The organism is Williamsia sp. (genome assembly GCF_036566845.1).
Lineage (GTDB): Bacteria > Actinomycetota > Actinomycetes > Mycobacteriales > Mycobacteriaceae > Williamsia.
Window position 1 is genome coordinate 1 of sequence record NZ_DATCVM010000218.1, and the last position, 20,364, is coordinate 20,364.

The window sequence follows — 20,364 nt, forward strand, 5'->3', positions numbered from 1 at the left end:
CATCTGTACCTCGGGCAAGGGTATGGAGTTGTACACCGAGAAGCTGATCCCGGCGGTCAAAGAGGGTGCGGACAAGGCCGAGCGGAATTTCGAGGAGATCGATCGGATGATCGAGATCAAGATCTCCTACGATCCCGATCCGGAACTGGCGTTGGAGAACTGCCGTTTCTGGGCGCCGCTGTCATTGACGCCGGAGCAGAAGCACAGTGTGAACTCGTCGACGGAGATGGAACGTCTCGCTGATGAGTTGCCGATCGAGCAGGTCGCCAAGCGCTGGATCGTGGCCTCTGATCCTGATGAGGCCGTGGAGAAGGTCAAGGCGTACACCGACGCCGGCCTGAACCATCTGGTGTTCCACGCACCCGGCCATGACCAGCAGCGCTTCCTGACCAACTTCCAGAAAGACCTCGAGCCCCGCCTCCGCAAGCTCGCCTGACCCGATCTTGGTGGGTTCTGGCGAGCATTTCCCCAGGTGGGGCTCGCCATAACCCACCACTTTCGGGCGGCTACATCCGGGCGAACGGCGCCTCGCCCAGGGTTTTGACGGCACCGTCGATACCGGTGGCCTTGGACGGGTCGGACTTGATGGATGCCACGATCACCAGGATCCCGGCGCCCACCAGGACCAGGCCTTTCGCCGTGTAACCGATCACGCCCAACGGGGTGACGACGGCGCTACCGGAGGTCTTCAGGTCGTCGAGGAACTTCTTGGTCACGCCCTTGTAGACGTGGTAGCCACCGATCGCGATCACAACCAGGCCGACCACGACGAGCAGGAACTTACCTGCGGTGTTTTCCATGAGCCTCGCCGACAGGCCGGCGTTCTGCTTGCCGCTGGATTGGCCGCTGCCGCGTGCGAAGTCCACCGCCGAGTAGGCGAACGCGAAATAGACAACCGCGACGCCGCCGGCCTTCGCCCGGTCGAAGAGACCGGACACACCGGAGTCGCCGTTGCCGGGTTCGGTGGCGTGCGGACCGACGATCATCTCAGCGATTCGCCATAGCGCCATGGCCACAAAAGCCACGGCGGCAATCCACAACACCAGCTTCCCGCCGGGTTTCTCGGTCACTTCCGCGAGTGCTCCGGACTGGTCGGCGTTTTCACTGGATCCGAAGGCCAGTCGAAAGATGATGTACGCGATGAGCAGGTGCAGTAACCCGCTGACGATGTGGCCGGCCCGGGCAGCCCGTTCGAAAAGGTTGCTGTCGGTCGCCCGGTCCACCGCGCCGACTACTTCGTTGTTCGCCATGGCCCAACGACATCACATCGCGAGGCGCCGTGGGTCAGGCAGCCACAGGTGATGCGACCCGATCGCGCAGGAGTTCGGTGATCCGCTGCACGGCCGGGTTGCCGCGTACCGCCTGACGCGTGCGAACCGAGATGGTGCGCATCGGCGTCGGGTTGATCAGCGGGCGGCTCACCACACCCGCAGGCAGCGTCGCCGCCCCGAGCAGAGGCAGCACCGTGATCCCGACCCCGGCCGCGACAAAACTGATCGCGGTCGGATAGTCGTGGGTTTCGATGTGGAAGCCGGGGGAGAAGCCCACCACCGAGCAGGCATCGAGAATTGTCTGGCGGCAGGGGCCGCGGGAGACGTCGTTGTCGACCCACCGTTCGTCCCGGAGCGCGACGAGCTCGACGTGTTCCTGACCGGCGAGCGGATGGTCATCGGGCAGCACCACCACGTAGGGCTCGGTGAGCAGTTGCTCGACGTCGTAGCCTCGCAGCGTCGTGGAGGCGGCACCCTCGACGTAGATCTCGACGTCCGGATCCCCGGAGGCGTCGTGCACCAACTCGACCAGCCGCAGGTCGACCCGCAGCCGGGGGTATTCGCGGGTGATGGCCGCGATGATCGGAGGTATCCAGGCAGCGCCGGCCGACGCGAAGTAGCTGACGGACAGGCGGCCCACCCGACCGAGCCGCAGGTCGTTGACCAGTGATTCGAGTTCCGCGAGCCGCTCGAGCACCTGCGCCGCCTCGTCGGCGACGGTCAGCCCGACAGACGTGGGTCTGATGCCGCGCCCGTCCTTCTCCACCAGTGCCAGTCCGGTCTCCTTCTGGAGCGCCGTCAGGTGCTGACTGATGGCAGACGGGGTGTAACCGAGGGCTGCGGCCGCTTCATTGATCGAACCGGCAGCGACCACGGCTCGGAAGATGCGTAAGCGGTGGACATCCAGCACTTTTTCAATGTACAGCCGTACTGAAGTGTCGACAAGAAGAAGTGACTTGTGCTTACGGTTTGTGTACGTGACAGTGGAGGTCATGAAAGCAGCGATGTCATGAAGGCGGCTACGTCATGAGAGCGACTCTGGCCAACAATCTGGCTGTGGTCGCAGCTGCCATCACGGTTCTGCTCTGGGCGTCGGCGTTTGTGGTCATCCGTTTCGTCGGAGAAACACTTTCGCCGGGACCGATGACCGTGACGCGGCTGGCGGTCGGCTCGGTCGTACTCGTGGTCATCGCGCTGCGGTACCGTCGCCCGTTGCCTCGGGGTAAGGGGTTGGTGCTGGTCATCGGCTACGGCCTGGTGTGGTTCGCGGGCTACACCGTGCTGCTCAACTGGGCTGAACAGCACCTCGACGCCGGAACTGCGGCGCTGTTGGTGAACTTCGCGCCGATCCTGGTGGCCGTGTTCGCCGGCTTGTTCCTGGGCGAAGGCTTCCCACGGCAATTGGTGATCGGCATCCTCGTGGCATTCTCCGGCGTTCTGCTGATCGCGCTCGGCGGCTCCGGGGGCAGCAACAACGACAAACTCGGGATCATCCTCGGCCTGATCACCGCCGTTCTCTACGCGGTGGGTGTGCTCATGCAGAAGGTGGCGCTGCGCACCGTCGATGCCGTCACGGCGACCTGGGTCGGTTGCCTCGCCGGACTCCTGGCCACCATTCCGTTTGCCCCCCAGGCCGTCTCCGAGCTGTCGGACGCCTCCGCGGGGGCGATCGCCGGCGTGGTCTTCTTGGGTGTGGGGCCCACCGCGATAGCCTTCCTCACCTGGGCGTATGCACTCTCGCGCACCGACGCCGGCAAGATGGCGGCGACCACGCTGGCGGTGCCGGCGATCGCGATCGTGCTGTCCTGGATCTTCCTCGGCGAGGTCCCGACGCTGCTCGGGCTGGTCGGCGGGGCGATGGCGCTGGCCGGTGTGGCGATCAGCGGTCGGCGGAGCCGGGTGGGGCCACAATCGCCAGAACCTGTCGTGACCTCCTAATCTCTGGAGTATGGATCGAGATCGGATGGTCGACGTCGCCATTGCCGTCGTGGAGCGCTTCGGGGCCCGGGCGTTGAGTCTGACGTCGGTGGCGCGGCACGCGGGTGTGGGCCGGGCGACCGCCTACCGGATGTTCGGCGGTCGTGACGAGTTGGTGCAGGCCATTGTCGAACGTGAGGTCAAAACACTCGGTGATCTTATCGCCGGCTGGATCGCCTCGGAGAACGATCCGGCGGCCAAGGTGTCGACGATGGTTGTCCACGTACTCACCTACATCCGGGAACACGAAGCGCTGCAATATATCCTGCGCAACGAGCCCGAAGAGATCATCGCCACCATCGTCGCCCGCGGACCAGATCGGGACGCAGCGACCACCATCGTCGACATCATCGTCGCCAACAGTGTGGGCAATTTCTCCGCCGAGCCCGAACTGGAGGCCGCGCTCGTACCCGATGCCCGACGGGCCACCGAGTTCATGGTGCGGGTTGTGTACTCCTACATGCTGATCCCCGGAAGTGCGATGTCCGACGACGACATCGCGGCGATGGTCGTGCGTTCGACGGTGAGAGCCGCCGAGTAGAGCGCTGGCGCCGGGGATAGGGTGGGCCAATGGACGCATCGGTGTCGAACAGTATCTATCTGGCATCAGTTGAAGGCGACACCGGGAAGTCGACCGTGGCGCTCGGTGTGCTGCACCTGCTGGCAGCGTCTGGCGGCCGTGTCGGCGTCTTCCGTCCCATCTCCAGGACGAACTCCGGTCAGCGTGACTACATCCTGGAGTTGTTGATCGAGCACGACTCCAGTGACCTGAGTTACGAAGACTGCATCGGTGTGACGTACGACGAGGTACACGCCGATCCCGACGCCGCGCTCAGTGAGATCGTGAACAAGTTCCACGCGGTCGAGGAGCGTTGCGATGCGGTTCTCGTAGTCGGGTCCGACCACACCGACATCGCCAGCCCGTCGGAGCTGAGTTTCAACGCGCGCGTCGCCGCCAATCTCCAGACGCCGATGTTGTTGGTGCTCAAGGCTGCTGATCGCACGGTGAACGAGGTTGTGGCCCTGGCCGAGTCGGGTCTGACGGATCTGACGGGCAATCATGCCAAGGCCGTCGCGCTGATTGCGAACCGCTGTGACCCGGATCGGTTGGCGGAGGTGAAGGCCGCCCTGGAGCAGGCCACCGGACTGCCCGCGTGGACGTTGCCCGAGGATCCGCTGCTGGTGGCGCCGACGGTCGCGGAGTTGATGGTCGCACTCGACGGCGAGATCTACAGCGGCGACCCGGAATTGCTCGGCCGCGAGGCGGTGAAGGTGATGGTCGGCGGGATGACCGTCGAGCACATCCTCGAACGTCTCACCGAGGGGATGGCGGTGATCACCCCGGCGGACCGTTCGGACGTTCTCCTCGCCCTGGTGGCGGCGAACGCTGCGGAGGGCTTCCCGAAGCTCTCCGGCATCATCCTCAACGGTGGGCTCAAACCGCATCCCAAGATCGCGGCGCTGGTGGAGGGCCTCAACTCGTCTCTGCCGATCATCTGCTGTGACCAGGGAACGTACGAAACTGCAAGGGCTGCAGTGCATGCGCGCGCCCGCGTGAGTGTTGATTCGGCGCGGAAGATCGACATCGCGTTGAACCTGATGGAAGAGCACGTGGACTCGGTGGCGATGTTGCAGAAGCTCCAGTTGCCGATTCCGGAGGTGGTGACACCTCAGATGTTCGAGTACCAGCTGATCCGGCGGGCTCGCCAGGTCCGCAAGCGGATCGTCCTGCCCGAAGGTGGCGACGACCGGATCCTGCGCGCCGCCGGGCGCCTGTTGCGCAGGCAGGTCGCAGATCTGACCATCCTCGGCGACGAACGGTCGGTGCGGGATCGTGCTGCGGAACTGGGCGTGGATCTGTCCGACGTGGTTGTCATCGATCCCGCCACATCCGATCTGCTCGAGGAGTTCAGCGCGGTATACACCGAGCTGCGCAAACACAAGGGGATGGACCTGCAACGCGCCCGTACCATCGTCAAGGACGTGTCGTACTTCGGCACATTGATGGTGCAGCTCGGCCACGCCGACGGGATGGTGTCGGGTGCGGTGCACACCACCGCCCACACGATTCGGCCCGCGTTCGAGATCATCAAGACCGCTCCAGGCGTGTCGACAGTCTCCAGCGTGTTCTTCATGTGCCTGGCCGATCATGTTCTGGCGTACGGGGATTGCGCCATCATCCCGGACCCGACCGCAGAGCAGTTGGCCGATATCGCGATCTCGTCGGCGGCGACAGCGGCTCAGTTCGGTATCGATCCGCGGGTGGCACTCCTGTCGTATTCGACCGGCGAATCGGGTAGAGGCGCTGATGTGGAAAAGGTGCGCGAGGCCGCTCAACTGGCGCGGAAACGTGCGCCGGAGCTGTTGATGGAGGGGCCGATTCAGTACGACGCGGCTGTCGATCCGGTGGTGGCGAGCGCCAAGATGCCGAACTCGAATGTGGCCGGGCGGGCGACCGTACTGATATTCCCCGATCTGAACACGGGCAACAACACGTACAAGGCCGTGCAGCGCAGCGCTGACGCGGTGGCGGTGGGTCCGGTGTTGCAGGGCCTGCGTAAGCCTATCAACGACTTATCGCGAGGTGCATTGGTGTCGGACATCGTCAATACGGTTGCGATCACCGCGATCCAGGCGCAGGGTGTCGCCGGTGAGTGACATCGACACCGTCCTGGTGTTGAATGCCGGGTCGTCTTCGCTTAAATACCAGCTGGTGCAGCCGGATTCGGGATTCGTGGTGGCTCATGGCGTGGTAGAACGGATCGGTGAGTCGCAGGGTCGTGTGGACCTCATCCGCGGGGACGAGGTCAACGAGTTCGTCGGTGAGATCGTCGACCATGAGGCCGGGCTGTCGAAAGTGTTCGAGTTGTTCTCCGGCGTCGGGCATGACCTGGAATCCGAAGGCATCACCGCGGTGGGGCACCGGGTGGTTCACGGCGGACCGCAGTTCTATCGGCCGACGGTGGTCGACGACGCTCTGATCGATGCGATCAAGGATCTGGAAACCCTTGCTCCGTTGCACAATCCGGTCAATCTTCTCGGGATCGAGGCGACCCGGCGACTGCTGCCCGATGTTCCGTCGGTGGTCGTCTTCGACACCGCCTACTTTCACGGATTGCCAGAACACGTGGCCACCTATGCGATCGATCGTGAGCTGGCGCGTGAACACCACATCCGGCGATACGGGTTCCATGGCACATCACATCAATACGTGTCGACGCGGACCGCCGAATTCTTGGATGCTGACCTGGAAGATCTCAATCAGATTGTGCTGCATCTGGGTAACGGCGCATCGGCGTCGGCCATCGCGGGCGGTAGGCCGGTCGAGACGTCGATGGGCCTGACCCCGCTCGAGGGCCTGGTGATGGGGACCAGAAGTGGAGACATCGATCCCGGTGTCGTGATGTATCTGCGGCGTGCCGCCGGCCTTGATGTCGACGAGATCGATGTGGTGCTCAATCGGCAGTCGGGGTTGAAGGGTTTGTGCGGGGAGAACGATTTCCGCTCGTTGATCGAGATGGTCTCCGGTGGTGACCCGGATGCGACACTCGCCTACAACGTCTACATCCACCGGCTGCGCAAATACGTCGGCGCCTACATGGTGACGTTGGGCCGAACCGATACGATCGTGTTCACTGCGGGTGTGGGCGAGAACAATGCCAAGGTACGTGCGGACGCGCTCGCCGGTCTGGAGAACTTTGGCATTGTGGTCGATGCCGTACGCAATGCCACCAGAAGCCGTGAGCCGAGGATCATCTCGACCGATGATTCCGCGGTGACCGTGCTCGTGGTGCCGACGAACGAAGAACTCGCGATCGCGAGGCAATCAGTGGAGGCTCTCTCATGATCGTTGAAGGCGCAAACGTCACCCCGGAGTCACCGTTTGAGGTGACGCAGGCCGGTATCGACGAAGTGGTGGCGGTGATCGGTGGACCACCCGCCACCTCCGGCGAGGCGCCGCCCAGTTTCGTCAATGTGGTTCTGGAACCGGCGATCAAGGCGTTCTTGGGTAGTGGGGACATGCCCGTTGCCGGCGTTGTCCACACCGCTGAAACCACGGTCTATACAAGGCCTCTGAAGGCAGGAGATGTTGTGAACGCCAGTGTGACGGTGACCAATGTGCGGGCGAGGGCGTCGGTGACACAATTCGACATCGTCTCGCTCGTCACGGACCTGGACGGGCAGGAGATCGTGCGGGTCAACTCTGCATTGATCTGCGAGACCGAGGCTGCCGAATGAGTGATCTCGTGGTGGGAACGGTGTTGTTCGATGTGTCCGAGACCATTGACCAGCGCAGGATCCGGGCGTATGCGGAGGCATCGAAGGACAACAATCCGATCCACGTTGACGAAAAAGTTGCTGTTGCAGTCGGTCTGGCCGGACCTGTTGCACACGGAATGTTGACGGTCGGTATCGGTATCGGCCACGTGATGCGGTGGCTCGATGGCAAGCCGCACCGATTCCTGAGGTACGAGACCAGGTTCGTCAAACCCGTTGTCGTGTTCGACGACGTTCCTGCCGAACTGTCGGTGTCGGGTGTGGTGGGCGCCGTGTCGGATGACGAAATCCGGATCGACTTGCGAATGAGGCTCGCCGAGAGCGGCCAGATGGTGCTGCGCCCCTTCCGGGTGTTCGTGGGCTGACCCACTGCTACGAAGCACCATCTGGACCACTCGCGGCCGCAGTTTCACTGTGAAGTTGTCAAAGGTCGTGCAGTACACAGCGATTGCCGTGTTGCTCGGGGTTCTCCGAATATGTCGTCGTAGGTTTGCTGGTCTTGCGGTTCCGATACTCGCCTGGTTATGCGGCGGCGAGGTCGGACGTCATAGTCCTGCGGGCGTGGGACCGCAGCGGAGTCCGGGTGGTGTCGTCAGGGTTGATGAACCAGGGATGTCCGTCGGACCCGATGAACACTTCCCACCCCATGTGGTGGATATACCGGTGGTGCCGCCGGCATAGGAGGACGGTGTTGGCGAGACTCGTTGCTCCGCCCTGGCTCCAATGCCGGATGTGGTGCGCGTCTGTGCGTCCGGGCGGGCAATCGCAGCCCGGGAACGAACAACCGCGATCGCGGGCGATGAGGGCTTTGCGGATCGCGGGTGTGACGGTCCGGTGGTCCCGTCCAACGTCGAGCGGGACCATGTTGTTGTCCACCAAGATTTTGGTGATCACCGAATCACAGGCCACCAGTTGCGCGGTCGACGCCGACGCCGGGCCGGTCCACTCGAACGCCGCTGCCACCTCCGGAGCCTTCGCTCCGGGGATACCGCTGAGCTGCAACGTCTGCAGCCCTTCGGGTGTGAGCGTCAACACCACCTGCGGTGTCGCCCCGCCGCGGGTGGGCCGGTCTTCCTGCTCGAGGTAGGAATCGAGCAGACGTTCCAACGCATCCGCCCGTACCTGAGCACTCGAACGACGATCAGCCGACCCATCGGGTTCGGGTACCGGTTTCGATAACGGGTCGAGCGCCACCCGCAGTTTCTCGCCGAGCAGGTTGTCCAGATCCAACGTCCCGTGACTACGACCGTCCTCACCCAACCCGAGCGTGAACTCGTTCAGCTCGTGATTCTCCGCATCGGGGATCGCCTTGTCCGGCGGCGACAACACCAACGCCATATGCCGCGCCCGCACCGACACCGCCGCAGGCGAAGCCGACAACGCCTCCGCCCACAGGCCTCGCACACAATCGGCACGGTCCTCGCCCGACAGGTCTGAGTTGCGCCGGTCAATGTGGCCCAGGCCCTTCACAATCGCATCCACATGCTCACCCGACAACGACCCATCCACCGCATAGGACGCGACCAACGCAATATCATCCAACGCGGCACCCACCCGGACGTACCGGTGCGCCACCGCCGGCGCCATCCCCGCCTGCTGCAACAGTTTGGCAGTAGAACCCCCACCCCTTCGCGTGGCGATCCCCCGCCCATCGAGTTCACCGACCAGACGGAAAAGGATCTGTTCCACAACATGATTGAGACGGATCACCATCACAACCCGCGACGACAACTCAGCATCATCACCCGCGACCACCGCCGCATCCCCGGCCAGATCAGACAGTCTGGCGAACATTCCCCCGAAGTCCATGACTCAATACTACCTGCAAGAAGCGATTCGCACAAGCATTCGAGTCGAGCAATTCTGTTGCACTGCAACTAGTTTGACAGACATATCTGGACGAACCCGTCAGTCTATCGCGGTAGTCTGACAGTCGCTTCTGCTCCGGCGTTGGCTCCAGTTGGATTTTCGGAGTGTTGTATGTTTGCGCTGCTTTCAGGCATCTCGATGTCGTCGAAGAGTTCGTGTAGCGGCCGGAAGGGGAGGAATTGACAATTAGCGTTTGCTTCGATCCGCGGCAGGGTCTTGGTGAGCGGCGACTCGGGGGTGTAAGTGACTGCTGTGGAACGCATCACGCACGACTTGTGAACCCTCACGGAGAGATCACGATAGCCGGCGTTCCCGCGTGATTCGTTTGGACTACAGTGATTTGTCTTCCGCGCCCATGGTCGGGCGTGGAAGGAATTTGTGGTCTGCATGGCGTGTTGACGACACGAGTTTTCGGCCATTAGGGTTTCTGGAGGACCCTTCCGCAAGCCAAGCCGGAGGGGCCTTTTCGCTAGGAGACGCTTTCATGCGCAACAAGATCACTGCTGCCGCCCTGTCTTTCGCCGCCATCGCCGCCACTGTCGTTGGGGTCGGGCAGTCTTCGGCGGATGTCAACTTTCCCGAAGCTGGCGATAGGATTCAGTACGTGTTCGTGTCGAACAAGCCGGTGAATGATGGGATCTTCTGGTATGACGCGTTCTCGGATGACCAGTCGTTCCCTGACCCGGAGAAGGACAGCTACACAGGCGTCCGGTTCAAGGACACATTTGTCGGAACCGATGGTGTTACCTATTACCGGGCGACGAAGACGTTCACGTCTCAGTCAACCAACCAGATTGTGGGCGGGTACATCAGCGCGGACTACGAGAACGAGGGCAGCAACAACTATGTGCGCTGTGCCGCTTACGTGAATGGCGAGCAGTATTCGTGGGATTCCGCGGTGGGTCGCTACGCCACCGCCTACTGCTGACCCGGCATCGAAGCCCGCTCTCACCTCGCTAGAACCTGAAGGTCGGGCTCGGCATGTTGAGCCGTTAAGGGCGGTTGCCGCAGCATGATTTGGAGTTCGTGACCCCATTCAGATCAGATACGGCAACCGCGGGATTGAACTTGAATCGTGAACGTCGCGCCGTCAGTCTGAAGCTGTTCCAGCGACCCGGCCGAGGTGACGGGCGAAGAACCGTGCCGAGCTCTCGCGCTCGTGGTGAGGCACCGGGTACTGCCTCCCCGAATAGGCGTGCATGGTCTTGTCTTTCGAGGCGAAGGCGTCGAACAACGCGAACTCGGATGTTCGATCGAATTGATCGTCGTCCCAAGGGATCCGATATTCGACCGGAATGGTCACCTTTCGGGCCGCTTCGATGAGGGCGGCATCGACGAAAACGCCGCCGAAGCTCAGGGCCGCGATCCGGGAGTCGACCGCCGGCAACATCACCCCGGTGACCACGCCCAAACTCACGCCTTCGTAGCCGATCGGCGCATCGATGCCGATCTCGGGACGCGTCAGCAGTGCATCTAGCGTTGTCTGCCATTCCGGCAACCACCGCTCGGCCAGCGACGTGGTGTAGTCGATGACGATCGGGGCGATCTGCTCGCCCGCGGCCCGGGCCTGATGGATCGCCTCGACCCACTTTTGGTCCTGAACATTTCGCGGCCGGTCGCCGTGCCCGGGCGCATCGATGGCGGCGAACGTGAACCCGTAGGTGGCGACGCTGTGGAGTGCGCCGGCCACCAGTCCCGGCGCTCTTTTGTGCATGCCGCCGGAGTGCCCGGCCAGCAGTAGCGGCGAGCCGGGTGCTCCGGATTCCGGTGACCAGAGCACACCGGTGACGTCGTCGAGGGTGAATGTGCGTTCGATGACACCGTTCGACGATGTCGTGGAAGTGACGTGCATGGTGTTGCCTTTCGGGATTGCCTGTTGAGGCGCTCCCGGCGACACCTATGTCAATCGCCGACCGTGAACACGAGCGGGAGCACCCACATGGGTTGTTGCGTTCATGGGTCTCACCTCCTCGCGAAAATGCACGGTCCGGACCACGCTAACAACTGGAACCGGATCCCGTCCAACCTATTTCCGGGGCCACTGCCATCACCCGGCCACCGGCTCGAGAGATCAGAACAACGTGTGCGGCCTGACGAAGTTGGCGAGATCGACCAGGCGGAAACGCTGGGTGCGATTGACGGTGCTGCGGGCGAGGCGCCGGAGGGACTGCTCGGTGCCGGCCCGGAGTCCGTGATCGTTGAACGGATAGCCGAGGATGTCGCCCCGCGCCGACGCGTCGGTGGGGGATTGGTCGGGCCGGCGGTGGATCCAGCCGAGTGCGATACCCAGGACCAGGATCACCAGGCGCTGTTTGCGTGGCTCCGCGTCCGACATCGACTCGAGTCGTCTGGCGGCCTCGCGGAGTTGGTCTTCCTGAACCGATGCCGGATCGCGTCCGTGTACGAGGGTCAGGACCGAGGTGCAGCTGGCGGCGTTGTAGTGGCGGCTGGTCGGTGGCACCTCGTCGAGCGCCTTGACGGCACCGGGAATGTCTCCCTTGGCAAATCGCATGCGCGCCAGGCCGAATGCGGCGGTGATGATGGCACGGTCGGTCTGCCACAATGACCGGTAGTGATGGAGTGCGACGTCGTGACGGCCCATCAGTTCCGCGGTGGCGGCCACGGCCAGCTTGGGGGCGGCCTCTCCGGGCATCGCTGAGAGCACGTCGTTGAAGCGTTCGTGTGCGGTCGGGACGTCGCCGATCAGCAGTGTGCCCAATCCGATGAACCAGTCTGTCCGCCAAGATTTTCCGTGATGTTCGGTGGCGTCTTGCAGGAGGTTGAGGGCGGTTTGCGCCTCGCCCAGTTCGATGTAGGCGCGCGCCTCGATCAAGTCGATCTCGCGAGACGGATGATCGTCGGACGGGTCGGTCCCGATCACGGACGACAGGCCGCCTTCGCGTGCGCTGCGGATCGAGTCGAGTGTCTGGGTCGGCTCGGACAGGGCTGTCGAATTGAGCAGTCCGGCCGCCGGATCCGACTGATCGACGAGTGGGACGGGTAGGGCCGCCACGATGTCGATCGTGTCCAGGCTCCGCCGGGTGCGAACCGGCTCGAGGATGCCGTCGACGGGCGCGAGCATCATCTCGGTCCCGAAGGTGGTTCTCTGCGGGCTGAAGACCGTCGACAACCCCGGGCGGGGGATGCCGGTGTGGGCCGCGACGATTTCGCGCAACACATTGAGCAATTGCCCGGCCATCTCGTCGGCCGAGGTGAATCGCTGGGCGGGATCGGGATGGGTGGCCCGCTGCAACAGCCGGTAGAACGACGGATTGTCCTGGAAGAGTGGCACATTGGCGGGATCGGGGAGTCCGTCGAGGTAGCGGCCCTTCTCGATCGGCATGTCGACGGTCAACACGGCGAGTGTGCGTCCGAGGCTGTAGATGTCGGTGGCGACCTGTGGGCCCGTCCGCACGATCTCGGGTGCCTGGAATCCGGGTGTCCCGTACAGATGGCCGTAGCCGTTGATGCGGGAGACGGCGCCGAGGTCGATCAGCTTGACGTCTTCGCTGCCGATCATGATGTTCTCGGGTTTGATGTCGTTGTAGACCAGGCCCACGGAGTGGAGATAGGTGACGGCCGGGAGGACCTCGAGCAGGTAGGCGATGGCCTGCTCCGGCGACAGTTGACTTCGGCGCGAACCGGATTCGTCCTCGGTGGAGGTGATGTCCTTGAGCGTGCTACCGCCGACGTACTCCATCACGATGTAGCCGAAGGAGTTGTCGCCCAGGTCGTGGTGTTCGACGAAGTTGTAGATCTTCACGATTCCGGGATGTGAGACCGAGGCCAGGAACTGGCGCTCTGCGAGCGCAACAGCCTGTGCCTGAGAGTCTTTCGAGTTGAGCAGGCCTTTGAGGACCACCGGACGGTCGGACACGTTGTGGTCGATGGCAAGGTAGATCCAGCCCAGCCCGCCGTAGGCGATGGCGCCGGCGATCTCGTACTGGTCGGCGACCATGGTGCCCTTGTCCAGCCCCGGGACAAACGAGTATCGGGCCCCGCACGTGTTGCAGGTGCCGGTGAGGTCTCCCTTGCCCTCGCCGGACGACCTTCCCACCGGTTTGCCACATTTCCAGCACAACCGTTTCGCCTCGGGGATGACGGCATCGTCCATGACGGCGTCGAACGGCTCGATGTCGTGGATCCGCGGGACGTCCACGAGTCCGCCGCCCATGCGGCGCCGGCTCCGTGAACTCCGGCTGGTGGGTACCAGGACGTTGGGCTGGCTGAAACTGCCGCCGGAGGTGCGTGCCGTGGGTTCCGTGAAGGCCATGTCCATCGGAACGGCCTGCGTCTTGACATCGGCATCGTTGCGGCCGGTGGGTTCAGTGCCCATCTCGAGATCCCGCAAGTTTGCGGCTTGGGTGCCGACCTCAGGGGTGTTGTCGGGTGAGGGGTGTTGAGTCAACGGATTCCCGCCTCAGTCCCGGTACTCGGGTTGCGGCGGATAGTATTTCGGCCCCAGGATCGACAGCCAGCGGTTGTAGATCTCGAACCAGGTTCCGTTGCTCCGGATCTGCTCGAGGATCCCGTTGGTGAAGCGCACCATGTCCTCGTCGTTCTTGTTGATGCCGATTCCGTAGGGCTCCTCACCGAGGCTCTGTCCGACAACGTGGATGTACGGATCCTGGGCCGCCATCCCGGCGAGGATGGCATCGTCTGTCGAGACCGCGTCCACCTGATTCTGCTGCAGCATCACGAGGCAATCCGCCCAGGTCGACACGGTGTCGATGATGGCGTCGGGGACCCGTTGCTGGATCCGGGCGATCGAGGTGGTCCCACGAGCAGCACACACCCGCTTTCCGGATAGGTCGGCAACGCCGTTGATGCCCGAGCTCCGCATGGTCAGGATTCGTTGGGACGCTTCGTAATACACCGTCGAGAAGGCGATCTCCTCGAGCCGGTCGCAGGTGATGCTCATGGTCTTGACGACGATGTCGACCGAACCGTCCTTGAGCGCCTGGATGCGGTCGTCGGAGTTGAGGATCCGGAACTCGACACGTTCGGGATCCCCGAAGATGCCGCGGGCGATTTCTTTCGCGATGTCGACGTCGAAACCCTCGATGCTCCCGCTGATCGGATCGCGGAACGAAATGAGGTTCGAACCGACGTCGAGGCCGACCTTGAGCCAGCCGCGTTTGTAGATCGAATCCATGCTGGTGTTGGGCGGCATCTGTCCGGGCGTCGGAAGGGGCCCGGGCGTCAGGCTGGCGGTGGAATCACAGGCTTCGGTGGCAGGAGGGGCTTCCACCGGGACATCGGTGCTCACACCCGCCGGTGTGGGCCAGGCCGCGACGGCCGACGGTGGATCGCTCGGAGGTGCGGGCGTGTTCACGCACCCGGCCGACAACACCGCAGCCATGGCGACGGCGCCGGCGGCGGTCGCCCGGCGAAGTGTGGTGCCCATCGTTCGTCGCATCGTCATCGGTACTCCCGAATCCGTGGTGCGATGCCGAATATGGACGCGATCGCGGCGGCGATGCCGAGCAGCATGATCCCCAGGCCGGCGTAGCCGAGCCTGACCCGGGCGGTGTTGATGTCATCGCGGAAGGCTTCCCTGGTGACCGTGATGCCATCGACCAGGGAGTCGTCGAGTGCGGTGTACGCGGCGGCGGATCCGTCGGGGTTGTCGCCGACGGCGATGGCGGTGGCACCGTTGAAGTCGCCGGCGTTGGCCCGTTCCAGCATCGCCGCATGGGCCTCGCGCCAGAGCCTCAACGCGTTCTGTGCATCGGTGACGGAGTCCTCGGCCACGTCTTTGCGATCGTCGTCCAGGTAGTCGTCGAGCACCATGTCGATCTCGTTGACAGCGGACGCCCAACCCTCGTCGAGCGTTTCCTGATCGCCGCGGCGGACGAGCGAGAGGGTTTCATCCGAACGGGCCTGCTGGGTCAGGATCCGGGCCGAGGTGAGTTCGGCGAGCGGCGCGGCACCGATGTTCTCGGCGTCGCTCGTCGACTTGACCGACAACAGCCCGCCGACCAGCAACCACAACAACCCGATCACCAGACACGAGATTGCGGTGAGCAACCCGACGTTGAATCGTCGGCGGCTGCGACGGGCGATGTAGAGGTGGGTGGAGATCAGTGCCGCGAGGACAAACGCCAGCGCGAAGTAGACGCCCCACGGGGGTTCGGTGAAGTTGTTCCGGGCATCGCCGATCGCCTGGGACCGCTCGGTGTACAGACGTTCCGCGGCGGGCAGGATGGTCTCCTGCATCATGTTCGACGCCTCACCCAGATACGCCGATCCGACCGGGTTGCCCAGGCGGTTGTTGAGTCGGGCCGACTCGATGAGTCCGGTGTAGACGGGCAGCTGTGTCGACAGGGTGGTCAGGTCCTGGCGCACCTGGGCGCTGTCCATCGACGTTCCGCTGGCCGACTGGATCAGGGCGTTGGCTGCGGTCGCGACCGCGTTGTTGTAGTCGGCACGAAGCGCCGCGGGCTCCAGGCCGCCGGAGATGAAGGCGGTATTGGCCGCGGCGTCGGCGATCGAGAGCGAGCTGTAGAGGACCTGTGACGCCTCGCTCAGCGGCTCGGTGTCATTGATCATCTCTTCGAGCGTGCTGGTGCGTTGGTCGAGCGTGTCGGAGGCGTACCAGCCGACGGTGACGCAAGAGATGATCAGGATCGCCAGGATGATCATCAGTTTTCCGGGGCTGGTCTTCGCGATTTCCCGCATGTTGGTGATCGGGTGCGTCGACCGTTCGCGCGTCAGACTCATCAGTTCGCGACGCGTGAGCGGTGCCGATCGGTCGGCGTAGGGCTTATCCGCACGCATGAACCGGGTACGCAAAGATGTTGCGTTGCCGCCGGTCACGCGGTCCCTTCTTCCTGGTGTTCGCCCGGTCTTTCCGGTCGTGTCCTGATCGAAGAATTTCTCGAACTGACAGCGACATTACTGCGAATGATCATTGGCTTGTGGCAGTGCGCCCCCGTGTCACTGCGCCATTGCAAGTAGCGTGAGGACCAACAAACGCGGGCTGGCGAGGAGGTGTCGGGTGCGAGGCGATGGCGACGGATGGGTTTTCGACGCGGATGGATCTCGATACTGGGGCCGTCATGGTGCCGCCGGACTCTTACTCTTCACACTAGGTGAAGCGGGCGAAACGCTCGTTCTGTTACAGCATCGGGCGGTCTGGAGCCATCAGGGCGGAACCTGGGCGCTGCCCGGCGGAGCCCGCGATTCCCACGAGAGCGCGGTCGACACCGCTGTGCGCGAGGCCGACGAAGAGGCCGGGATCGCCGATGCGGAACTGACCGTACACACAGAAGCGGTGACCCATCGCGCACCCAGTGGTTGGACCTACACCACTGTGATCGCCGAGGTTGCGGTCCCGTTGGTCACCAAGGCCAACATGGAGTCGGTCGAATTGCGGTGGGTGCGGTCCGATGCGGTGGGCGAGCTGCCGTTGCATCCGGCTTTCGGGGCGAGCTGGCCGGACCTGAGGTCCCAGCTTGTCTCGATTGTTGCCGCACCGGACCCCGACACCGTCAGCTGAGTCGGTTCGCCGCCGCGATCAGGGCACCGAGCGATGAGTCCTCGGAGTTGGTGCCGGTGCCCATCGCCCAGGTCTGCCGACCGTCGCGGTTGCAACGCAGGAATATGACGACGGCACCCGCGTGGTCGTACTGGTGGATGCTGATGATCTCGAGCCCGGCGCCGAGCTGATACAGCATGTCGGTGAGAGCCCCGATCGGTCCGGACGCGGTGGCTGTCAGAGCCGAGATGGTGTCGCCGTCGGCGATGGTGGCCCGACAGAACAGCAGGTCGTCGGGGCCGCGGTCGGAGGTCCATGATCCCAGCCGGATCGGACCCGATGTGGGTGCAAAGGTGCTGGTGAAGGTGGACCAACTCATCCCCGCGGCTTCGGCGTGTAAGGCGGTCGGCAATGGGCGGCCCAGGCGGGCAGTGAACCGGTCTTGGTGCTGGTGCTGTGAATCCGACGAGATCGAATCGGTGGAGATCAGAGTGTTCATGAGAGGTGGTCTTCCGGGGAAAGAGGATGACCAGCAGATAGCAGAACGGCCCGCAGCGGGGGGCCGGTCGAATCAGACCCCGCTACGGCGGTGAACTACGAGAAGCTGCTTCATCATGATGTGCCCACCCTAGCCCTCAGTTTTCGGCTGATGCAAGCAACTTGTCCTTCAAACGAACGGCAGCCGCTTCCGGATCGTCCGCGGCCGTGATCGCCCGGACCACCACGATCCGCTGGGCGCCGGCGGCGATGACCTCGGGCAATCGCTGCTCATCGATGCCTCCGATGGCAAACCATGGGCGAGTGGGTTCCTGGGCCGTGGTGTCCCGCACCAGTTCCAGTCCGGGTGCACTGCGTCCGGGTTTGGTGGGCGTCGGCCAGCAGGGGCCCGTGCAGAAGTAGTCGACACCGGTTTCTGTGGCGGCGCTCCGGGCCTCGGCGGCCGAATGGGTGGAGCGGCCGACGATGATGTCGTCTCCGGCGATCCGGCGGGCCGACGACACCGGCAGGTCGTCCTGGCCGAGATGCAGGATGTCGGCCCCGGAGAGGACCGCAATGTCGGCGCGGTCGTTGACCGAGAGCAGCGCGCCATGGTTTCGGGTCACCTCGGCGAGTTCGGCGAGCAGGTCGAGTTCCTGGGCGGCTTCGAGCGGACCGAACTCTCGCTCGCCGGGTGAACCCTTGTCGCGGAGCTGGATGATGTCGACCCCGCCGGCCAGTGCCCGGTCTGCGAACCGGGCGAGGTCGCCTCGCTCGCGGCGGGCGTCTGTACAGAGATAGAGCCGGGCAGCGTTCAGACGACTGCGGGCACTGCCGGGACGATCGTGGTCGGTCACAGTGCTCGAATGTACCGGCGTAGGATGTTCGGCAGTACACACACGGGTGCTCGAGGGAATCGCTCGGGCTGAGACCGCAGGACACGAACCGTCCGCGAGACCGTTACACCTGATCCGGATAATGCCGGCGAAGGAAGGACGTGGGATGAAGACCCTCGGAATTGTCGGTGGCGGCGTCATCGGGTTGTCCTGTGCGCTCAGGGCGGCCGAAAGTGGTTGGCAGGTAACCATTCATGACCCGGTCCGTGCCGATGCGGCGTCGGCTGTGGCCGCCGGGATGCTGGGTATCGCCGGTGAGAGCCGCACCGGCGAAGACACCTATCTCGCTTTTGCCGAACGCGCGATGGCCCGGTGGCCGGCGTTCCTGGAACGCCTGGCCGATCCCGGCGTGATCGCTGCGCGGGCCAGTGTGATGGCGGGAGTGGACAGTGCCGATGTCGGTGAACTCACGATGGCCGCGGACTGGCTCGGTGAGCGCGGGCATCCTGTGCAGTCGTTGACCGGCAAGGAGATTCGTGAGCTCGAACCCGCGGTGTCGACGCGGGTGCGACGCGGGTTCCTGGCGGGTCGTGAGATGGCCGTCGACAACCGGCGGTTGCTGGCCGTGCTCACCGACGCGGTGGCGGAGGTCGGTGTTCGCCGGGTCGAGGGTGAGATCATCGATCTCGATTCGCTGCCGGATGATCAGGTTCTGCTGACCGCGGGTGTGGCTTCGGCAAAGCTGTGGCCGGGGCTGCCGGTGTATCCGTCGAAGGGTGAGGTGCTCCGGCTCGGCTGGGCCCGTGGTGCGCTGGCGCCGCCCAAACATGTTGTCCGCGGGCTGATCAACGGCCGCGCCGTCTACATCGTGCCCCGTTCGGACGGTGTGGTGGTGGGGGCGACGCAGTACGACGGTGATGCAGATCTACAGCCGGTCGTGGGCGGGGTGGCCGATCTGCTGGCCGATGCCATCGAACTGATGCCCTCGTTGCGCGAATATCGCCTGCTCTCCGCGGACGCCGGACTGCGTCCACTGACACCGGACGGACTCCCGATCATCGGCAGACTCGACAACCGCACATGGGCGGCCACCGGGCACGGCCGCAACGGCATCCTGATGTGCGCGATCACTGCCGACCTCGTCGCGGACATGCTCGCGGGCTACAGCATTGATGAACCGGCCATCGATCCAGGGAGATTTTCATGACCACCGACGTCGTCGTGAACGGGGTCGCCACCGCGCTGCCCGAAGGGATGACCGTGGAAGGACTGCTCGACCACCTCGATCTGCCGAGAACCGGCGTGGCCGTCGCGATCGACGGTCGGGTGCGTCCGAAGTCCACCTGGCGCAGCGGCCTCGGATCCTGTGGCAGCGTGGAGATCCTGACGGCGGTGCAGGGTGGATGATCCGCTGATCATCGGTGGTCGCACGCTGAACTCGCGACTGATCACCGGCACCGGTGGCGCCGCAAATCTGGCGGTGCTCGAAGAGGCGCTGATCGCCTCCGGAACCGAACTCACCACTGTGGCGATGCGGCGGGTGGACTCCACCGGCCGTACCGGCGTGCTGGACCTGTTGCGGCGGTTGAACATCGATGTACTGCCGAACACCGCCGGGTGCCAGTCGGCCGCCGAGGCGGTGCTGACCGCCCAACTCGCCAGGGAAGCGCTCGGCACCAACTGGGTCAAGGTCGAGGTGGTCGGCGACGACCGCACGCTGCTGCCCGACGGACCGGAACTGGTGGCGGCCACCACCGCACTGGTCGACGACGGTTTTGTGGTGTTGCCGTACAGCAACGACGATCCGATCCTGGCGCGGCGGCTCGAAGACGCGGGAGCGGCGGCCGTCATGCCGCTGGGATCACCGATCGGCACCGGTCTCGGGATCATCAACCGGCACAACATCGAGATGATCGTCGCCGCGGCCCAGGTGCCGGTGATCCTCGATGCGGGCATCGGCACCGCCAGCGATGCCACGCTGGCGATGGAATTGGGTTGCTCCGGAGTGCTGCTCGCGTCGGCTGTCACCCGGGCGGCAGACCCGCCGCGCATGGCCGCCGCGATGCGTGCCGCCGTCGTCGCAGGTCGGCTGGCCCACGGCGCCGGGAGAATACCGAAGCGATTCTGGGCCCAGGCGTCGTCGCCACAGGTCGATCGCTGACCAGGGTTGATCCAC

The 20,364-nt window shown here is 64.2% G+C and carries 21 protein-coding genes and 1 riboswitch; of the genes, 12 read left to right on the top strand and 9 right to left on the bottom strand.

Features of this window, described 5'->3' with window-relative positions:
- On the top strand, nucleotides 1-436 hold a 436-nt coding region (locus VIQ49_RS20805), incomplete at its 5' end, for an LLM class flavin-dependent oxidoreductase (protein ID WP_331888194.1).
- A gap of 70 nt (nucleotides 437-506) precedes the next feature.
- Here the strand turns inward: VIQ49_RS20805 and VIQ49_RS20810 are convergent.
- Nucleotides 507-1,250 carry a DUF1206 domain-containing protein gene (locus VIQ49_RS20810; RefSeq protein WP_331888196.1) on the bottom strand — a complete coding sequence of 248 codons (744 nt, stop codon included), beginning with the start codon at nucleotides 1,248-1,250 and terminating at the stop codon, nucleotides 507-509.
- A gap of 34 nt (nucleotides 1,251-1,284) precedes the next feature.
- On the bottom strand, nucleotides 1,285-2,181 hold the full coding sequence (locus VIQ49_RS20815) for a LysR family transcriptional regulator (protein ID WP_331888198.1): 897 nt from the start codon (nucleotides 2,179-2,181) through the stop codon (nucleotides 1,285-1,287).
- Between the two features lie 116 nt (nucleotides 2,182-2,297).
- Here VIQ49_RS20815 and VIQ49_RS20820 point away from each other — a divergent pair, with 116 nt between their 5' ends.
- The 6 genes from VIQ49_RS20820 to VIQ49_RS20845 are packed head-to-tail and all read left to right on the top strand — an operon-like array spanning nucleotide 2,298 to nucleotide 7,891.
- Nucleotides 2,298-3,209, top strand: a complete 912-nt coding sequence (locus VIQ49_RS20820) for a DMT family transporter (protein ID WP_331888200.1) — start codon at nucleotides 2,298-2,300, stop codon at nucleotides 3,207-3,209.
- A 10-nt stretch (nucleotides 3,210-3,219) separates the two neighbouring features.
- Nucleotides 3,220-3,789 (top strand): helix-turn-helix domain-containing protein, encoded by a 570-nt coding sequence (locus VIQ49_RS20825; protein WP_331888202.1) that lies wholly within the window; start codon nucleotides 3,220-3,222, stop codon nucleotides 3,787-3,789.
- A 29-nt stretch (nucleotides 3,790-3,818) separates the two neighbouring features.
- Nucleotides 3,819-5,906, top strand: coding sequence for a phosphate acetyltransferase (gene pta / locus VIQ49_RS20830; RefSeq protein ID WP_331888204.1), 2,088 nt, complete (start codon nucleotides 3,819-3,821; stop codon nucleotides 5,904-5,906).
- Entirely contained in the window at nucleotides 5,899-7,095 is a 1,197-nt protein-coding gene (locus VIQ49_RS20835) for an acetate kinase (protein WP_331888206.1), read from the top strand. The genes pta and VIQ49_RS20835 overlap by 8 nt, the downstream gene beginning before the upstream one ends.
- Nucleotides 7,092-7,487: an FAS1-like dehydratase domain-containing protein gene (locus tag VIQ49_RS20840; protein WP_331888208.1), complete on the top strand. Its 396-nt coding sequence runs from the start codon at nucleotides 7,092-7,094 to the stop codon at nucleotides 7,485-7,487. The genes VIQ49_RS20835 and VIQ49_RS20840 overlap by 4 nt, the downstream gene beginning before the upstream one ends.
- Nucleotides 7,484-7,891 (top strand): MaoC family dehydratase, encoded by a 408-nt coding sequence (locus VIQ49_RS20845; RefSeq protein ID WP_331888210.1) that lies wholly within the window; start codon nucleotides 7,484-7,486, stop codon nucleotides 7,889-7,891. Before VIQ49_RS20840 ends, VIQ49_RS20845 begins: the two co-directional genes overlap by 4 nt.
- A gap of 157 nt (nucleotides 7,892-8,048) precedes the next feature.
- Here the strand turns inward: VIQ49_RS20845 and VIQ49_RS20850 are convergent, their stop codons facing one another.
- On the bottom strand, nucleotides 8,049-9,335 hold the full coding sequence (locus VIQ49_RS20850; RefSeq protein ID WP_331888212.1) for an HNH endonuclease signature motif containing protein: 1,287 nt from the start codon (nucleotides 9,333-9,335) through the stop codon (nucleotides 8,049-8,051).
- A gap of 544 nt (nucleotides 9,336-9,879) precedes the next feature.
- Here VIQ49_RS20850 and VIQ49_RS20855 point away from each other — a divergent pair.
- Nucleotides 9,880-10,323 (top strand): hypothetical protein, encoded by a 444-nt coding sequence (locus VIQ49_RS20855; protein ID WP_331888214.1) that lies wholly within the window; start codon nucleotides 9,880-9,882, stop codon nucleotides 10,321-10,323.
- Nucleotides 10,324-10,485: 162 nt separating this feature from the next.
- Here VIQ49_RS20855 and VIQ49_RS20860 read toward each other — a convergent pair whose 3' ends face one another.
- The 4 genes from VIQ49_RS20860 to VIQ49_RS20875 all read right to left on the bottom strand — a co-directional run bounded on the left by VIQ49_RS20860 (nucleotide 10,486) and on the right by VIQ49_RS20875 (nucleotide 16,175).
- On the bottom strand, nucleotides 10,486-11,247 hold the full coding sequence (locus tag VIQ49_RS20860; protein WP_331888216.1) for an alpha/beta hydrolase: 762 nt from the start codon (nucleotides 11,245-11,247) through the stop codon (nucleotides 10,486-10,488).
- 219 nt (nucleotides 11,248-11,466) lie between these two features.
- The gene (locus VIQ49_RS20865) at nucleotides 11,467-13,731 is read right to left on the bottom strand and encodes a tetratricopeptide repeat protein (protein WP_422665470.1); all 2,265 of its coding nucleotides are present in this window, start codon (nucleotides 13,729-13,731) and stop codon (nucleotides 11,467-11,469) included.
- Between the two features lie 84 nt (nucleotides 13,732-13,815).
- Entirely contained in the window at nucleotides 13,816-14,820 is a 1,005-nt protein-coding gene (locus VIQ49_RS20870) for a glutamate ABC transporter substrate-binding protein (protein ID WP_331888220.1), read from the bottom strand.
- Nucleotides 14,817-16,175 carry a hypothetical protein gene (locus tag VIQ49_RS20875; protein ID WP_414731676.1) on the bottom strand — a complete coding sequence of 453 codons (1,359 nt, stop codon included), beginning with the start codon at nucleotides 16,173-16,175 and terminating at the stop codon, nucleotides 14,817-14,819. Before VIQ49_RS20875 ends, VIQ49_RS20870 begins: the two co-directional genes overlap by 4 nt.
- A gap of 220 nt (nucleotides 16,176-16,395) precedes the next feature.
- On the opposite strand from VIQ49_RS20875, the gene VIQ49_RS20880 reads away from it, so the two are divergent.
- A complete protein-coding gene (locus VIQ49_RS20880) occupies nucleotides 16,396-16,896 on the top strand; it encodes an NUDIX hydrolase (RefSeq protein ID WP_331888224.1) in 501 nt (166 codons plus the stop codon).
- Here the strand turns inward: VIQ49_RS20880 and VIQ49_RS20885 are convergent.
- Both VIQ49_RS20885 and thiE read right to left on the bottom strand, forming a co-directional pair.
- Nucleotides 16,889-17,374 (bottom strand): 2-isopropylmalate synthase, encoded by a 486-nt coding sequence (locus VIQ49_RS20885; RefSeq protein ID WP_331888226.1) that lies wholly within the window; start codon nucleotides 17,372-17,374, stop codon nucleotides 16,889-16,891. The two genes, VIQ49_RS20880 and VIQ49_RS20885, sit on opposite strands and share 8 nt — an antisense overlap.
- 136 nt (nucleotides 17,375-17,510) lie before the next feature.
- Nucleotides 17,511-18,209 carry a thiamine phosphate synthase gene (thiE, locus tag VIQ49_RS20890; RefSeq protein ID WP_331888228.1) on the bottom strand — a complete coding sequence of 233 codons (699 nt, stop codon included), beginning with the start codon at nucleotides 18,207-18,209 and terminating at the stop codon, nucleotides 17,511-17,513.
- Between the two features lie 32 nt (nucleotides 18,210-18,241).
- Nucleotides 18,242-18,364, top strand: a riboswitch (TPP riboswitch).
- Between thiE and thiO the strand changes: the two genes are divergently transcribed.
- The 3 genes from thiO (at nucleotide 18,355) to VIQ49_RS20905 (ending at nucleotide 20,349) form a co-directional block, all read left to right on the top strand.
- Nucleotides 18,355-19,395 carry a glycine oxidase ThiO gene (gene thiO / locus VIQ49_RS20895; RefSeq protein ID WP_331888230.1) on the top strand — a complete coding sequence of 347 codons (1,041 nt, stop codon included), beginning with the start codon at nucleotides 18,355-18,357 and terminating at the stop codon, nucleotides 19,393-19,395. Its footprint overlaps the riboswitch before it by 10 nt.
- Nucleotides 19,392-19,595, top strand: coding sequence for a sulfur carrier protein ThiS (thiS, locus tag VIQ49_RS20900; protein ID WP_331888232.1), 204 nt, complete (start codon nucleotides 19,392-19,394; stop codon nucleotides 19,593-19,595). Before thiO ends, thiS begins: the two co-directional genes overlap by 4 nt.
- Nucleotides 19,588-20,349 (top strand): thiazole synthase, encoded by a 762-nt coding sequence (locus VIQ49_RS20905; RefSeq protein WP_331888234.1) that lies wholly within the window; start codon nucleotides 19,588-19,590, stop codon nucleotides 20,347-20,349. The genes thiS and VIQ49_RS20905 overlap by 8 nt, the downstream gene beginning before the upstream one ends.
- Nucleotides 20,350-20,364: the final 15 nt, after the last annotated feature.

What these genes read in the sequence shown, in the direction of transcription:
- thiO (WP_331888230.1), top strand. Translation starts at nt 18,355, where the DNA reads ATGAAGACCCTCGGAATTGTCGGTGGCGGCGTCATCGGGTTGTCCTGT.
- VIQ49_RS20865 (WP_422665470.1), bottom strand. Translation starts at nt 13,731, where the DNA reads ATGGGCACTGAACCCACCGGCCGCAACGATGCCGATGTCAAGACGCAG.
- VIQ49_RS20845 (WP_331888210.1), top strand. Translation starts at nt 7,484, where the DNA reads ATGAGTGATCTCGTGGTGGGAACGGTGTTGTTCGATGTGTCCGAGACC.
- VIQ49_RS20810 (WP_331888196.1), bottom strand. Translation starts at nt 1,250, where the DNA reads ATGGCGAACAACGAAGTAGTCGGCGCGGTGGACCGGGCGACCGACAGC.
- thiS (WP_331888232.1), top strand. Translation starts at nt 19,392, where the DNA reads ATGACCACCGACGTCGTCGTGAACGGGGTCGCCACCGCGCTGCCCGAA.
- VIQ49_RS20875 (WP_414731676.1), bottom strand. Translation starts at nt 16,175, where the DNA reads ATGCGTGCGGATAAGCCCTACGCCGACCGATCGGCACCGCTCACGCGT.
- VIQ49_RS20840 (WP_331888208.1), top strand. Translation starts at nt 7,092, where the DNA reads ATGATCGTTGAAGGCGCAAACGTCACCCCGGAGTCACCGTTTGAGGTG.
- VIQ49_RS20850 (WP_331888212.1), bottom strand. Translation starts at nt 9,335, where the DNA reads ATGGACTTCGGGGGAATGTTCGCCAGACTGTCTGATCTGGCCGGGGAT.
- VIQ49_RS20860 (WP_331888216.1), bottom strand. Translation starts at nt 11,247, where the DNA reads ATGCACGTCACTTCCACGACATCGTCGAACGGTGTCATCGAACGCACA.
- VIQ49_RS20820 (WP_331888200.1), top strand. Translation starts at nt 2,298, where the DNA reads ATGAGAGCGACTCTGGCCAACAATCTGGCTGTGGTCGCAGCTGCCATC.
- VIQ49_RS20855 (WP_331888214.1), top strand. Translation starts at nt 9,880, where the DNA reads ATGCGCAACAAGATCACTGCTGCCGCCCTGTCTTTCGCCGCCATCGCC.
- pta (WP_331888204.1), top strand. Translation starts at nt 3,819, where the DNA reads ATGGACGCATCGGTGTCGAACAGTATCTATCTGGCATCAGTTGAAGGC.
- VIQ49_RS20825 (WP_331888202.1), top strand. Translation starts at nt 3,220, where the DNA reads ATGGATCGAGATCGGATGGTCGACGTCGCCATTGCCGTCGTGGAGCGC.
- VIQ49_RS20870 (WP_331888220.1), bottom strand. Translation starts at nt 14,820, where the DNA reads ATGACGATGCGACGAACGATGGGCACCACACTTCGCCGGGCGACCGCC.
- VIQ49_RS20885 (WP_331888226.1), bottom strand. Translation starts at nt 17,374, where the DNA reads ATGAACACTCTGATCTCCACCGATTCGATCTCGTCGGATTCACAGCAC.